The sequence below is a fragment of the Actinoallomurus acanthiterrae genome (assembly GCF_054775715.1).
This window is the reverse complement of sequence record NZ_BAAHCO010000001.1, coordinates 9,378,131-9,392,805: the sequence shown is the minus strand read 5'-3', so window position 1 is coordinate 9,392,805 and position 14,675 is coordinate 9,378,131. Positions and strand designations below refer to the sequence as shown.

At 72.5% G+C, this 14,675-nt stretch carries 11 protein-coding genes; 5 read left to right on the top strand and 6 right to left on the bottom strand.

Annotated features, from left to right (window positions below; genetic code table 11):
• The first annotated feature begins 228 nt into the window (after positions 1-228).
• Together sigE and ACYVF7_RS44235 are read left to right on the top strand one after the other, a co-directional pair.
• Complete coding sequence (gene sigE / locus ACYVF7_RS44240) at positions 229-840, top strand: RNA polymerase sigma factor SigE (protein ID WP_460351959.1); 612 nt, start codon at positions 229-231, stop codon at positions 838-840.
• A gap of 37 nt (positions 841-877) precedes the next feature.
• Positions 878-1,066 carry a hypothetical protein gene (locus tag ACYVF7_RS44235; protein WP_460351958.1) on the top strand — a complete coding sequence of 63 codons (189 nt, stop codon included), beginning with the start codon at positions 878-880 and terminating at the stop codon, positions 1,064-1,066.
• A 102-nt stretch (positions 1,067-1,168) separates the two neighbouring features.
• Here the strand turns inward: ACYVF7_RS44235 and ACYVF7_RS44230 are convergent, their stop codons facing one another.
• Positions 1,169-2,323: a sulfite oxidase gene (locus ACYVF7_RS44230; protein WP_460351957.1), complete on the bottom strand. Its 1,155-nt coding sequence runs from the start codon at positions 2,321-2,323 to the stop codon at positions 1,169-1,171.
• 328 nt (positions 2,324-2,651) lie between these two features.
• Between ACYVF7_RS44230 and ACYVF7_RS44225 the strand changes: the two genes are divergently transcribed.
• Positions 2,652-3,158 carry a hypothetical protein gene (locus ACYVF7_RS44225; protein ID WP_460351956.1) on the top strand — a complete coding sequence of 169 codons (507 nt, stop codon included), beginning with the start codon at positions 2,652-2,654 and terminating at the stop codon, positions 3,156-3,158.
• A 351-nt stretch (positions 3,159-3,509) separates the two neighbouring features.
• On the opposite strand, the gene ACYVF7_RS44220 is transcribed toward ACYVF7_RS44225, so the two are convergent.
• The gene (locus ACYVF7_RS44220) at positions 3,510-4,082 is read right to left on the bottom strand and encodes a GNAT family N-acetyltransferase (RefSeq protein WP_460351955.1); all 573 of its coding nucleotides are present in this window, start codon (positions 4,080-4,082) and stop codon (positions 3,510-3,512) included.
• 62 nt (positions 4,083-4,144) lie between these two features.
• Positions 4,145-5,308 carry a MalY/PatB family protein gene (locus tag ACYVF7_RS44215; RefSeq protein ID WP_460351954.1) on the bottom strand — a complete coding sequence of 388 codons (1,164 nt, stop codon included), beginning with the start codon at positions 5,306-5,308 and terminating at the stop codon, positions 4,145-4,147.
• Positions 5,309-5,819: 511 nt separating this feature from the next.
• On the opposite strand from ACYVF7_RS44215, the gene ACYVF7_RS44210 reads away from it, so the two are divergent.
• Together ACYVF7_RS44210 and ACYVF7_RS44205 are read left to right on the top strand one after the other, a co-directional pair.
• Positions 5,820-7,220, top strand: a complete 1,401-nt coding sequence (locus tag ACYVF7_RS44210) for an FAD-binding oxidoreductase (RefSeq protein ID WP_460351953.1) — start codon at positions 5,820-5,822, stop codon at positions 7,218-7,220.
• Positions 7,221-7,366: 146 nt separating this feature from the next.
• Positions 7,367-8,158, top strand: coding sequence for a DeoR/GlpR family DNA-binding transcription regulator (locus tag ACYVF7_RS44205; RefSeq protein WP_460351952.1), 792 nt, complete (start codon positions 7,367-7,369; stop codon positions 8,156-8,158).
• Between the two features lie 13 nt (positions 8,159-8,171).
• Here ACYVF7_RS44205 and ACYVF7_RS44200 read toward each other — a convergent pair whose 3' ends face one another.
• The 3 genes from ACYVF7_RS44200 to ACYVF7_RS44190 form a co-directional block, all read right to left on the bottom strand.
• Positions 8,172-10,532, bottom strand: coding sequence for an FAD-dependent oxidoreductase (locus ACYVF7_RS44200; protein ID WP_460351951.1), 2,361 nt, complete (start codon positions 10,530-10,532; stop codon positions 8,172-8,174).
• The gene (locus ACYVF7_RS44195; protein WP_460351950.1) at positions 10,529-11,623 is read right to left on the bottom strand and encodes an alpha/beta fold hydrolase; all 1,095 of its coding nucleotides are present in this window, start codon (positions 11,621-11,623) and stop codon (positions 10,529-10,531) included. Before ACYVF7_RS44195 ends, ACYVF7_RS44200 begins: the two co-directional genes overlap by 4 nt.
• A 94-nt stretch (positions 11,624-11,717) precedes the next feature.
• On the bottom strand, positions 11,718-14,621 hold the full coding sequence (locus ACYVF7_RS44190) for a helix-turn-helix transcriptional regulator (protein WP_460351949.1): 2,904 nt from the start codon (positions 14,619-14,621) through the stop codon (positions 11,718-11,720).
• Positions 14,622-14,675 lie beyond the last annotated feature (54 nt).

The window sequence follows — 14,675 nt, the reverse complement described above, 5'->3', positions numbered from 1 at the left end:
ATGAGGGCGGCGTCCCGCCCTCCGCCGCTCGGCCGACGCCGGACCCGGCAACACCCACCTGACGGGCGACGTCGGACAAGGTCCCGGCTGCGATGCTGGACAGCGTCGGAGGAAAGGGTCCGGCCGAAGGGTCACCCGAAGGCGCCGTCCGCGGCGGGATTCCCTTACACCGCTCTTACCCCCGGCAGGACAGACTTTGACGCGAAACAGTGATATCGGGGGTGACAGGTGAAGGGTGACACCGTGGCGTGGACGCCGCCCAGCTGGGACGAGATCGTGCGGGAACACTCCGCGCGCGTCTACCGCCTCGCCTACCGGCTGACCGGGAACCAGCACGACGCCGAGGACCTCACACAGGAGGTGTTCGTGCGCGTGTTCCGTTCGCTGTCGAACTACACGCCGGGCACGTTCGAGGGGTGGTTGCACCGGATCACCACCAACCTCTTCCTCGACATGGTCCGCCGACGGCAGCGCATCCGGTTCGAGGGCCTCGCCGATGACGCGGCCGAGCGCCTGCGGGGACGCGAGCCGAGCCCTGCCCAGGTGTACGACGACCGGCACTTCGACGACGACATCCAGATGGCCCTGGACGCGCTGGCACCGGAGTACCGCGCCGCGGTCGTGCTGTGCGACATCGAGGGCCTGTCTTACGAGGAGATCGCCGCGACCCTCGGCGTCAAGATGGGAACGGTCCGCAGCCGCATCCACCGCGGCCGCGCCCAGCTTCGCGACGCACTGGCGCACCGGGCCCCGGAGCGGCAGGCGTACGAGGAGCGCGCCGCCCGCCGCAAGCCGCGCCGCAGTCGCATGCGCACCAACCCGGCCTGGACCACGCCGTAGACACCGCCCGCGTCCGGGGCACGAGCCCGCGGCGAGCTTGAGCGAGGTGCTGGGCACCGGCCGTGTCCCAGGGCCGCGGCTACTCGGCTTGGACGACGTCGTGGACATCGTCCGCGCCCCAGACGAGAGCCGCAGCGCGTTCGTCGTGGGCGCCGGACACGAGCGGCGGCGCGGCCGGACGCGCAACCGGCTGCACGCTGGCCGTACGGCCCGGACGACGTCGTAGGCACGTGTCTCGGGCGCGAGCGAGGCTTGGCCGAGTGCGCGTCCAGACGACGTCTCGGGCATGGAAGGCGCTCCAGCCGCGAACCGCCGGCCGGGGACGCCGTCAGGTCACCGTCACCGGATGGCGTACGACCGCGCCGAACAGGTAGCCGAGCGTGTTGTACGGCGCGACGTCCGGCTGCGTCGCACCCGTGATGTCGGCCGCCCGCGCCAGCAGCTCGTACGATCCCGGGGCCGGTGGGCGCCAGGGGAGCTCCCAGCGGACCCAGCCGAGGGCGCCGCGCCGTCCGTGAAGGGCCGCCCGTCGCCAGGTCCCGCCTCCGTCGGTGCTGACCGTGACGTGGCGCACCGCCCCGTCGCCGGACCATGAGCGGCCGCGCAGCACGGTGGTCCGCCCGGCGTCGAACCGCGCGTTCCACGGTAGCTCGAACGCGCTCTTGAGCACCTGCCGGGTCACCGGGGCGCTGCCCTCTGGCGGGTATCCGGGGCCGAACATCCGGTAGTAGACGGTGTTCCAGGGGGAGGACAGCGGCGCGTCGGAGACCTCGATGTCGCCGACCCACTTGATCGAGGCGACGCCCACCCAGCCGGGGACGACGAGCCGTACGGGGAATCCGTGGTCCGGAGGCAGCGGACGGCCGTTCATCTCGTATGCCAGGAGGACGTCGTCGAGCGCCTTGGCGATCGGCAACGGTCTGCGCACCCGCCCGAGGTTCCGTCCGGCGTCGACGAAGTCGGGGTCGAGGCCGCGTGGCATGACGTCGACCGCCCGGTGCGTGAGCCCAGCGCGTTCGAGGACGTGAGCCAGCGGGACGCCGCGCCAGCGGGCGACCCCCACGCCGCCCAGCCGCCACGGTGTGCCCGGGACCGACTGGTGCTGCTGCGTCGCGTAGAAGCCGCGGCCGTTCCCGGTGCACTCGATGAACGCGTCGATGGTCCGGGCCGGCATGCCGAGCAGGTCCTCGTAGGAGAACTCGACCGGCCGGCCGAGGGCGGGGGAGCCGCGCAGCCCGCGCCCGAACAGACGGAGCCGCCACGTACGGACGTCGATCAACGGGGTGCGGGTGTGGTTGCGGACGAAGAAGCGATCGGTCGGCGTCAGATACCCCTGCCCGCGCATCGCCTCCCAGCGCATCTCGGCGTTCGTCCCGTACACGATGAACAGTGCGGGTGGCAGTGGTTTGACGATCGGGCCGTCGGCGGCGCGGGCCGGCTCGGTGGCCGTGACGGCCATCGCCGAACCGAGGCCGGCGGACATGCGGAGCATCGTGCGTCGTGACGGCCGACAGTCCCCTTCTCCGGTGACGCCCACGTGCGACTCCCTTGAAAAAGTTTTCCGACCAATATAGTTGAGAAAGCTGCGGCGCTCCAGGACCCACGCCAAGAGGAAGGCGTCGGAGATCGACCCCGCGCCGCGCGGCGCCGGGTCGTGCGCCACGGCCTCCCCGCTGGCCGCCGCCGGACCTTGTCGGCGCGGCGGATGGGCGAAAGAATTCGTGCGAATTCCCCAAGATCAACACGAGCTGGGAGCGATGCCGATGCCTGACGCCGAACCCCCTAGACCATCCCGGAGGTCGCCGCGCCGAGTGCTCTTGGCGCTCGCCGTGGCCGGAACCGCCGTCCTCGGGACCACGCCGGCAGCCTCCGCCGCCACGCCGCCTTCCGCCACAGCGGCGCGCCCCGGCGTCCCGTACCGGTTCACGAACGGCATGAAGACCAAGTACTGGACCTGCGGAGCCCAGAGCCGCGCCTTCCCGAAGGGCTCCTACGCGAAGACCCTCCGGAGCCTCTACGGGCAGGCCTGCGTGGTCCGTACGAAGGACGGGCACAAGGCCAAGTCCGTGATCATCCTGACGAACAAGGGCGCCAAGAGGATCCGCAACGGCTTCGAGGCGCTTCCCGCGCTGTCGATCGGCGGCGAGCACTACTGCGCGATCAACGGGGTGGCCGGGAAGTCGGCCGTGGCGTGCGATGGCGACACGGTGCGCATCGTCTGCAAGAGGCCGTACGCGAAGGCGGGGCTGAGCGTCGACGACGAAGACCACGGGATCGTGAAGAACTCGCGGCGGGTGACCGGCCACTGCAGTAGATAGCGGCCCGGGGGAAAGAGCCGCGCTTCCGCCGGCCGCGGCTCACCGGGCGTCCAGCTCGGTCAGGCCGCCTTGGCCGGCCGCGGTTCAGCGGGCGTCCAGGGCGGGGTGTCCTCGCCTCTGGGCGCCTTGGCCGGCTGGCGCCCACACCGGGCGCCCGGTGGGGGCGCCTCGGCTGGTCGGGCGCTCAGTGGGCGTCCAGGGCGGGTGTCCTCGTCTCAGGGCGCATCGGCCGGTCGGCGGCTCACCGGGTGTCCCCGGGATCCTTGGGCGGTCGGCGGCTCAGCGGGCGTCCGGCGCGGGTGTCCTCGTCCCCGGGCGCCTGCCGGTGCCGTCGCGCTCGGTCGGCCTTGGTCAGGGTGCCTGCCCGAGCCGTCGGCGCCAGTCGGTCTCGGTCAGGGCGTACTCCACCTCGCCGTGCTCCGCGCCCGCGATCGGATCCGGCCAGTCCTCGTAGAACGTCCGGACGTAGGTCAGACCGGTCTTCTCCAGCACGCGCCGGGAGGCCGTGTTCACCGCCATGGTCTGGGCGACGACCCGACGCACGCCCAGTTCGGTGAAGCCCTTGCGGACGAGGGCGCGGGCCCCTTCCGTGGCGTGGCCCCGGCCCCACGCGAACCGGTGCAGCCGGTAGCCCAGTTCGACGACCTCGGGACGGTCGTCGGCGAGGGGACGGAGCTCGAACCAGCCCAGGAAACGCCCGGTCGTCCTGTCCTCGGCCGCCCAGAAACCCCCGAAGGAGGCGTGGTGCCGCATCAGCCGGGGGAGCGCCTCGTCGCGGATGGCGGTCCGGGAGGCCGGGCGCCCTCCGTCGATGAAGCGCATGACCTCCGGGTCGCCGTGCAGCGCGAGTACGTCGTCGAGATCGGCCTCGGTGAAGGGGCGGAGGACGAGGCGCTCCGTCGTGAGGAAGACGTGTTCGGCCAACGGGGTCCTTTCAGCGGGAAGCGCGGGCGCGGCGACTGCTCAGGCCGCGGCGGTCGCCTGTCTCATCGCGCGCCGGCCCGGTCGAGGGCGGCCGCCATGCGACGTACGGCCTCGGTGACGCGGTCCGGTGCCGTCGCGAAGTTGAAGCGGGCGAAGCCACGGCCCGCCTCGCCGAAGGTGGGCCCGGGGGAGAGCGCGACCTTGCCGTCCCGCAGGAAGGCCTGCGCGGGGTCGTCCCCCAGGCCGAGCGTCCGGCAGTCGAGCCAGGCCACGTAGGTGGCCTGGGGCACGTGGTAGCCGATGCCGGGAAGGTGGGCGGCGAGGAGGTCGCCCACGAGCCGCCGGTTCGCGTCGAGCGCGCCGATCAGGTCGGCCAGCCACGGGCGTCCGTGGGTGAACGCCGCCTCGGAGGCGATCACGCCGAACAGCCCGGCGGCCTCGCTGACCTCCACGTGGATCGCCGCGACGTCGGCGCGGGCGTCGGGGCCCGGGACGGCCAGCGCCGCCTTGAGACCGGCGAGGTTCCACGCCTTCGACGCCGAGGCGAGGACGATGGCGCGCGCCGCGGCCGGTGCGTCCAGCGAGGCGAACGGGATGTGCCGCGCGCCCGGATGGGTCAGCGGCGCGTGGATCTCGTCGGCGACGATCCGCACGTCGTACCGGTCGGCGAGGGCAGCGACGGCCAGGAGCTCCTCACGGGTGAAGACCCGTCCGGTGGGATTGTGCGGGCTGCACAGCAGGTAGACCCGTGCTCCGGCGGCGAAGTCGCGCTCCAGCCGGTCCAGGTCCAGACGGAACCCGTCCGGGCCGGACACTAGGGGATTGCGCACGACCTGGCGGCCGACCCGCTCGAGCCAGTAGAAGAACGGCGGATAGCCGGGCGTGTTCACCACGACGCGGTCACCGGGCTCGGAGAGGATCTCTACGACCTCCCGGATGCCGTACATGACGTCGGGGACCAGGCGAATGGCGTCCGATGCCGGCCGCCAGCCGTAGTGGTCGGCGGCGAAGTCGGCGAACGCCTCCGGAAGCCGCCCGGCGGCCGCGTACCCGGTGTCGCCACGCGCGATCGCTCCGGTCAGCGCGGCGGCGATCGGCTCGGCGAGCGGCGTGTCCATCTCCGCGACGAACATCGGCAGCACGTCTGGCGGGTACTCGCTCCACTTGACGCTGCGCCGCTCGCGCAGATCGGTCAGCTCGTACGCGGTGAGGGGATTCGGGGGCATCGCACGTCCTTCGGGATAAATCGTCGTCGGCACGAGTCTGCTGGGCGAGAGCCGGGCGCTCGCACCCGGGGTCGGGTGCCCGGGTGCGGCCCGCCCGACCCCGGGCGCTCGCACCCGGGGTCGGGCGGGCCGCACCCATAGGGACCGTGACCGTGGGCAAGCCGCGACCGTGATCGGGGCCGGAGCCGGGCCGGCCGCATCCGGCGGTTCGCCAGGGGGCCGCCGTGCTCGGGGGTTCGGCTCGGTGGAGTCCGGCCGGCCGTGCTCGGGAATCGCCCGGTGGGCTCAGGGCCGGCCATACGCGGGGTCGGGCGAGCCGGTTCCGGGTCCGCGCACGATGGGGCGGGGGCGGTCATACGCGGTGTCGGGACGGCCGGAGCGGGCCGCGCACGTGGTCCCGGCGGGTGGACCGGGTCGCGCATCGTGGGGCTGGGCGGCCGGACCGGGCCGCGCACCGGGGCCCCGGCGGGCGTGCCCAGGCGGCGCGGCGGGCGGGCGTAGGGTGCGGCGTATGACGGTGTCGGGTGATCTGGCGGCGGAGCTGGAACGGGCTCTTCCCGGTGGCAGGGTCGTTCGCGACCCGGACGTGATGGCCTCCTACGCGCACGACGAGGCGGAGTGGGCGCCGTACGACAAGCCGGTGGCCGTGGTGCGACCACGGGAGACGGCGGAGGTCCGTGAGGTCGTCGCTCGCTGTGCCGAGCGGGGTGTGCCGGTGGTCCCGCGTGGAGCCGGCACCGGCCTGTCCGGCGGCGCCAACGCGATCGACGGCTGCGTGGTGCTGTCGTTCGAGGCGATGAACGAGATCATCCGGATCGACCCGGCCGAGCGTATCGCGGTCGTGCAGCCCGGCGTCGTCAACGACGACCTGCGTGCGGCCTGCGCCGCGCACGGGCTCTGGTATCCGCCGGATCCCGCGAGCGCGCCGTGGTCGACGATCGGCGGCAACGTCGCGACCAACGCGGGCGGTCTGTGCTGCGTGAAGTACGGCGTGACCCGGGACTACGTGCTCGGGCTCGAGGCCGTCGTCGGGCGGGGCGACGTCGTGCGGCTGGGCCGGCGCACCGCCAAGGGCGTGGTCGGGTACGACCTGACGGGTCTCATGGTCGGCTCGGAGGGCACGCTCGGCGTCATCACCGAGATCACCGTACGGCTCCGGGGCGCCCGCGCGGCCGAGCGTACGGTCGTGGGCTACTTCGACACGCTGGTGGCGGCGGGGGAGGCGGTCAGCGCGGTCGCGGCCGCCGGCGTCGTCCCCAGCGCGCTCGAACTGATCGACCGGTACTGCCTGCGCGCCGTCGACGAGTGGCGGCACATGGGACTGACGGACGAGGGCAACGTCCTGCTGCTCGGCCGCACCGACGCGCCCGGTCAGGCGGGCGAGGAGGAGGCCGACACCATCCTGCGCTGCTTCGAGTCCGCCGGAGCGACCTGGAGCGCCCGCTCCACCGATCCGGAGGAGGCGGAGGCGCTGTTCGCGGCGCGCCGGCTGGTGTACCCGGCGGTCGAACGCCTCGGGCCGGTCCTGACCGAGGACATCTGCGTGCCCCGCATGCTGGTCCCGGAGATGCTCGGCCGCATCGAGCGCATCGCTGCCGAGCACGACATCCTGATCGCGAACGTCGCGCACGCCGGCGACGGCAACCTGCACCCGCTGATGATCACGGACCCGGCCGACGACGCGGCGCGGGAGCGGGCCCAGGCAGCGTTCGAGCGGATCGTCGACGAGGCGATCGGCATCGGCGGCACCGTGAGCGGCGAGCACGGGGTCGGGCTGCTGAAACGCCGCGGCATGGCCGAGGAGGTCGGGCCGGTCGTGCTCGGCATGCATCAGGCGATCAAACAGGCCCTCGACCCGGCGGGCATCTTCAACCCCGGCAAGGTCTTCGCCTGGCAGGAGCTTCCCGCGTAGCGCTTCCCGTCGTGCCAGACTGTCTCGCCGTGGTGGACAACGAAAAGTGTCGTGCCGACCCAGCCGTCGTCCACGCGCTCCGCACTCGCCCCCGATTTCGCGTCGTCGCCTGTGAACTTACAACATCTGATTGTTAGGATCGCCTCATGACCAAGGACGGTGACAGCGTCCGTAGCGGGCCCGCCAAGCGGCAGGCGGCCATCGCCGACCATGTCCTCTCGCATGGCTCGGCGACCGCGGCGGACCTGGCCGAGCGGTTCCGCGTGAGCCTGATGACGATCCACCGCGACCTGGACGAGCTCGAGCGTCAGGGCGTCGTCCGGAAGTTCCGCGGCGGGGTCACCGCGCAGCCGTCCGGGGTGTTCGAGAGCAACGTCGCGTACCGCATGAAGTCGATGCAGGCGCAGAAGGACGCGATCGCCGAGCGGGCCGTCCGGCTGATCGAGCCGGGGATGGCGGTCATGCTCGACGACTCGACCACGGCGCTGGCCCTGGCCCGCCGGCTCGAGGGGATCACGCCGCTCACGATCGTCACCAACTTCCTCGAGGCGATCAACCTGCTCGCCAAGGTGCGCGACATCCGCCTCATGGCCCTGGGGGGCGACTACGACCCCCTGCACGACTCCTTCCTCGGGGTCTCTTGCGTCGACGCCATCGAGGCGCTCCACGTCGACCTGTGCTTCGTCTCCACCTCCGCGGTGGCGGGCGGGTTCGCCTACCACCAGGAGCAGCACATCGTCTCGGTGAAGCGGGCGATGCTGGACGCCGGCGCGCGCAACGTCCTCCTGATCGACCATTCCAAGATGGGCCGGGTGGCGTTGCACCGGCTGGCGCCGCTCAGCGCGTTCGACCAGGTGATCGTGGACGACGGCGCGTCCCCCGAGGCCGTACGCGACCTGGACGAGCACAAGGTCGCGTACGAGGTCGCGACCCTGTGATCAATGATCAGTGTTAACTCAACATCTTCGGGCGGTAAATGTCCCACAGCTCGCTGAGGAAGAACCCGCCGAAGCGCTCCAGGGCGGCCAGGCCGTCCGGACCCTCCGTGCGGAAGGTGGCGAGCTGCTTGGCGAAGTCGTCCAAGCCCAGCCGCAGGATGCCCGCGCCCGCGATCGGCGCGTCGTCGTCCCCGCCCTCGGGCACGTGTCCCTCGAAGATCCGGAAGAACAGCGTCGTGGTGTCCGGCCAGACGCGCGAGGCCGGCCGGTGCCGGATGTCCTTCCACCCGGAGAGGGTGCGGGGCCGGTCCATGGCGTCGGTGAAATGCAGCCGATACCGCATGAGCCTGCGGTCCGGCGCATCTCCCGGACAGAACAGGTTGAACCAGCCCCGCTGGACATGACACCGGCCCCCGCAGACAGCGGCGTCAATCCATCCCTCGGCCCGTGCCGTGTGCTCGGGCTCTTCCAGGAAGCGGTCCACGTCGTCGACGGTGATCGTGAGCCGGAACCCGAGCTTCTGCCCGTGCTCCCGCCCCGACTGCTCCCCCGCCCCGGGAGCGTTCACGCCTTCGGCGAAGAACCCCTTCATCTCCTCAGTGAACGACAGCGACGTGCGCTGGGAGGCACCCCTGCGAACCTCCGCAGTGCCCGTCGTGCCGTTCACCGCCCCTCCGACCGGGCGCTCCGCACGCGGGCGCCCGGCGTTCTCCAGCAGCCGCGTGCTCATCCGGTCGGACAGCGCCGCGATCGTCAGCGATGGGTTCGGCCCGACCGCGCCGGGAAGGGCCGCCCCGTCCGCGATGTACAGGCCGGGGAAGCCGTACACCTCCCCGTACGGGTCGCAGACCCCCTCGCCCGCATGACGTCCCATCGGCGCCCCGCCCCCCGGGTGCACCGTGATGATCCGCTTGCGGAACCACATCGGGTTGTCGGCGTACGAGGCGCCGAGCACGGCGGCGATCCGCTTCATCGTGGAGCGCAGCCGGTCGAAGTACTCCTCGCTGGTCTTCGTCGTCCAGTCGGCGTCCAGCTTGCCGCCCCGCAGGCGCAGCACGCCGTCCGGGACATCGCGGCCCATGCCGAGCAGCGGCAGTGAGCTCACCGACAGCGCCCCGTCGCCGATCATCTCCGACACCTCGCTGGACAGGTTGGTGTCCGGCGCGCGGGAGATGAACGCGACGAACCGCTCGAACGCCAGCCGGACCGCCCGCGCGACCTCGTGCGTGACGTCGGCCTCCTCGACCATCCAGTCGACGAACGCCGGATAGCCGCCGTCCTCGATGTAGGCGCCGCGCCCCGCGCCCGGCACGCCGTCCACCTCGTCGGGGAGCCGGATCGCGCTGGTGATCGTCGGGCCACGGCTGGCGTCGAGCGGGCGGATCCGGGCCCGGTCCTTGGCTCGCATCAGGAAGGTGAGCAGGTCGCCGTTGCCGGTGAAACGGGTGCCGAGCGCGTCGCTCAGCCCCGGGAGACTCTCCTGGGCGCGCAGCAGGAGGTACGTCGTGCCGTACGTCCCGGCCGCCAGGATGAGGCGGTCGCAGGAGATGGTCCGCAGTGTCACCTTGCGGGCCTTCTCCAGCGGGTCGTGGTGGGCGTAGTCGACCTCGTAGCCGCCCTCCGGGCGCGGCCGGATCCCGCGCACCTCGTGCAGGGTGCGCAGGTCCGCGCCGCGCTGCTTCGCCGCGGAGAGGTAGGTGTGGTCGAGGCTGTTCTTGGACCCGTCGTTGCAGCCCAGGTAGCACTCGCCGCACAGCCGGCAGGTGCGGCGCTCCACACCGTGCAGGTTGCCGTACGGCGGGTCCGCGATCGGCAGCCCGAGCCCGGGCTCGGCCCCCGGTCTCGACGCGAAGCTGACCGCCAGTGACGGCAGCTGCCAGTCGAGCCCGAGCTCGGCCGCCGCATCCTGCATCGCGTGGGCCTTGGCGGTGTCGGAGTAGGCCGGATGGTCGAGCGGGTAGGGCGTGCCCCCGAGCATGCCCTCGACCGCGTCGTAGTGCGGGTCCAGATCCTCCCGGCTCACCGGCCAGGTCTCGTACCCACCGTCCGGGAGCGCCTGCTCCTTGACGAACCACTCCTCGTCCTTGCGCAGCAGGACGCTCGCGTAGATCAGTGAACCGCCGCCGAGGCCGCTGGAGACGACCGAGTCGAATCCGCGGAATCCCCAGACGTCGTACAGCCCGTACAGCCCGTCCGACGGGTCCCAGAAGGCGCGGCTCATCTGCGCCGGCGTCCGGGCGAAGGTGCCGGGAGGGTACTCCTGGCCGCGCTCCAGCACGACGACCGACAGGCCCGCATCGGCCAGCCGATAGGCGGCGACGGCTCCGCCGAACCCGGAGCCGACCACCACGACATCGGTGTGTTCGATGGTCATGAGGCCTGCCGTTTCAGGAAGTCGAGAATCTTGGGGAAGACGTCGACGTGGGCGTTCTTACCGATGAAGGGGTCGATGTGGCCGTAGCCGGGAAGGGAGGCGAACTCCTGAAGCCCGGGCCGGGCCCGCTCGAGCGCCTCGTGGCAGGCGGCGTTCGCGCCGGGGAAGACACGGTTGACGTCACCGGACAGCAGGAGGACCGGCGTGGTGACCTCGCCCGCGCGCGACAGGTAGGCGTCGGGCAGATCGGCGTGCCGCGGGTCGCCCGGGTCGTACTTGACGACCTGACCGGCCGCCACCATCTTGCGGATGTGCCGGAAGTAGTGGACGCCCGTCGGGCCGAGCAGGTCCGCGATGCGACGGTGGGTGACTGGTGCCAGGTTGTCGTGCTCGTAGAGGGCCGGGTGTCCGCTGCCCCACATGAAGCTGATCATGTGGCAGTCGCGCACGTCGCACTCCCGGTGGAACAGCGACACGAGACGGGAGACCATCCAGCCGCGCGTGAGGGGCGGGGCCTCGCCGAAGCGCGAGTCCATGTACGACAGCCCGATGACGTACTCGGACAGACCGGGGCCGGCCACGAGCTTGCACCGTGACCAGGCGGGCACGCGCGGGACCAGCGAGACGCTGTTGCTCACGAAGCTCGCGACGCCGTCGAGGGCGCCGCCGAACAGGCTCATCGAGAACGACATCGATCCGAGGCAGTGCGCGACCACGTGCACCCGCCGGTCGCCGATGTGGCGGCGCAGCTCCCGCAGGGCGGCCGGGTGGTCCCAGGCCGCGATGTCGTCCAGCGTGTAACGGTGCGTCTCGGCGTCGTACGGGAACCGGGAGCTCATCCGGAAGTCGAGTGCCCAGACGTCGGTGAACCCGTTGTCCAGCAGGGTGTTCACCAGGTTCTGGTGCTCGGGCATGACGAACATGTCGATGGAGGCCGTGAGGCCGTGCAGCAGCAGCACGACGTCGTCGCAGTCGCCGCGCCGAAAGCGCGTCAGGTTGAGCCCGAGACCGTCCTCCGTCGCGAACGGATGCACGGACACCTCGGCGTCGGACACGCCCTCGAGGGTGTATCGCGCCGGGATACGTTCCATGACTTTTTCCACCTCCCTGCCTCCGCGCCCCACAATGGCAGTCAGGGGGGTGCGTGCATCATCGTGGTAAACCCTGATTCCCTGAGACGGGCGACTACGGGTTCTGGTTCAGCGCGCTGACGATGCCGACGCGTGAGGACACGCCGAGCTTGGCGAAGATGTGCGACAGGTGGGTCTCGACCGTCCGGATGCTGAGGAACAGGCGCTCGGCGATCTGCTGGTTCGTGCAGCCTTCGGCGACCAGTGTCGCCACCTCGAACTCCCGGCGGGACAGTCCGTGCGGGCCGGCCGACCGGCCGGTCGCGCCCGGCACCCGCACGCCGACCCTGCGCTGTGCCTGGACGGCCTGGGCGTGGAGAGTACGGGCGCCGCACTCGGCGAAGGTCTCCGCGGCGGCGCCGAGCTCGGCCCGGGCCTGGGCGCGTTCGCCGGCCGCCGTGTAGGCGATCCCGGCGCGGAGCCTGGCCCGCCCGGCCTGGATCCGCATGCCGCCCTCGTCGAGGATTGCGGCCGCCGCCTGGGCCTGCTCGGCCGCCACGCTCGGATCGGAGGTCGCCAGCGCGTGCGCGCGGGCGAGCATGGCGAACCCGCCGTTCGTCTCCAGGCCGGGCCGGGCGAGCAGGTCGGCGCGGTCCGCCCATGTCGTGGCGTCCTTGGGCCGTCCCCGGGTGGCGTCGACGTCGGCCAGCGTCTCGCAGCAGGCGATCAGCGTGCCGGGGTCGAGGCGGGGATCGCTGATGTCGCCGCAGGCGGCGAGGAGCTGGTCGGCGCCCTCATCCAGGCGCCCGGCGTGGACCAGCGCCATCCCCCGCGCGTACAGGGCCATGGCGGCCCACCACTCACCGCGGCCGAGCCCGAGGCCGGCGAGCTCCTCACCGAGCCGCAGGGCGGTCTCGTGGTCGCCGGACCAGCTCGCCGCCAGGCACTGCTGCGTCATCGCGAAGCCCAGCGACTCGTTCGAGCGCAGCAGGCGGGCCACTTCCGCGGCCTCCTCGGCGGCGGCCGCCGCCTCCTCCAGCCGCCCGAGCATCGTCAGCGTCCGCGCCTGGCCGGCCATGATGTGCGGCAGCATCGAGCTCTGCCCGGTGGTGCGGGCCACCGTCAGGAACCGGCCGAAGTGCTGGAGGGCGTCGGCGTACCGGCCCATCATCAGCTCCAGCCAGCCCAGCCAGATGTCCGTGTCGAGCCAGTCGGCGAGGTGGTCGTCCGGCGCCGCCGCCATCAGCCCGGCGGTCACCGTCGCGTAGCGGGCGGCGGTGTCGATGCGACCCGCGGCGTAGGCGGGCATCGGGCGTACGGCGGCGACCGCCAGTACGAGGCTGGGCTCCCAGCCGTCGGCGGTCTCCGGCATCAGGTCCAGCACGGCCTGCGCGGCGCGGAAGTCGCTGCGCATCAGGCTTTCGGTCACCAGCCGTACGCGCAGCTCGACGGCTGCCGGGGCCTGGGTGTCGGGGATCCGCCGGAGCTCGTCGAGCAGGAGCGCGCGGGCCTCGTGCGGGCGGTCGAGCTGGCGTTCCATGATGCCGCACAGCCGGGCCGCCCGGGCGCGGCGCCCGAAGTCGTCGGTCGGCAGCAGGCGCAGCAGCTCTCGCGCGGTGTCCCTGCCCTCGGCGATCCGGCCGCTGACCGCCTGCGCGCGGGCGAGCTCCAGCAGCAGCTCCAGCCGCATGTCCACGGTGTCCGGAACGAGCCGGAGCGCCTCCTGCAGCCAGTGCGCGGCCGTCGCGGGGGCCTGCGCGGCGACCGTACGGGCCGCCTCGACGAGCGTCGCGATGGCCGTCTGATCGCCGATCCGGGCGGAACGCTCGACGTGCGGGGCGCGCGCGGTCGCCGGGGCGCGCAGGTCCGCGAGCCGGGCGGCGATCCGGGCGTGCACGGCGTGGCGCCAGCCCGCCGCCGCCGACTCGTAGGCCGCGTGCCGCACGAGCGGATGCCGGAACCGGAACCGGCCCGGCGCCGCCGGCCGTACGACGTCACGGGCGACCAGCTCGTTGATCGCCTCCAGCGTCAGGTCCTCGGACGTGTCGGCGGTCACCGCGACGAGGCCGGGTTCGAACTCGTCGGCGACGACGGCGGCCGCCTGCGCGACGCGCAGCGCGGTGGCGGACAGGCCGCTCAGCTCCATGCCGAGGGCCGCGCGCACGGCGGGCGGAAGCTCGCCGATCTCGGCCGGCTCGCCGCTGCCGTCGAGCGTCCCGAGGCCCGTCTTCATGCGGGCGAGCGCGTCGAGGTAGAAGGGGTTACCGCCGCTGGCCTCGTACAGCTCCCTGCGGCGCGCCCGGTTCATCTGCGGGCCGAGGAGCTCGCCGACCTCCGCCTCGCTGAGCGGGTTCACCGGGATCCGGACCGCGATCTCCATCAGCGCGGCGAGCCTGGGCGACGCCTGGGCGGGCCGGTAGGCCACCGCCGCCAGCAACCGTCCGCGCGGCGGATGGCGCGCCAGGTGGTCGAGCAACTCGACCGTCGACTCGTCCGCCCAGTGCACGTCGTCGAGGATGAGCACGAGCCCGTCGGGCCCGGCGAGCTCCTCCAGCAGCCGCCGGACCGCGCGGTACAGGTGGTATCGACCGGTGGCGGGCGCCAGCGTCTCGACGTCGCCGCTCGCGGCCCCGGAGAGCGCGGGGAAGATCGTGGCCAGCAGACCCGCCGCCTGTGCGCCGAGCCGGTCGGGCAGCTCCTTGGCGATCGTCTCCAGGCGGTCGTCCAACGCGTCGAGCACGGCGCTGAACGGCATCTCCTCGAACTCGGTGGCCCGGCCGGACAGGACGGGCAGCTCGCGCCGCCCGGCCTCGGCGGCCAGCTCGTCGAGCAGCCGTGTCTTCCCCGCACCGGGGTCACCGGCCACGCCCACGAACCGGAAGGTGCCGTCAGCGGCGCCCTGAAGGAGCTGCCTGAAGCCATCGAGGACGTCGCGGCGTCCGACCAGCGGGGGGTCGACGTCTCCCGTCATGCCCGCGGTCGACGATGCACCGGTCGCCCCGCCGACACGACGATCCATACCGTTTCCTCTAGGGTGGCGGTGCTTCGCGGCCTGCTGCGGCCCACCGGGCCG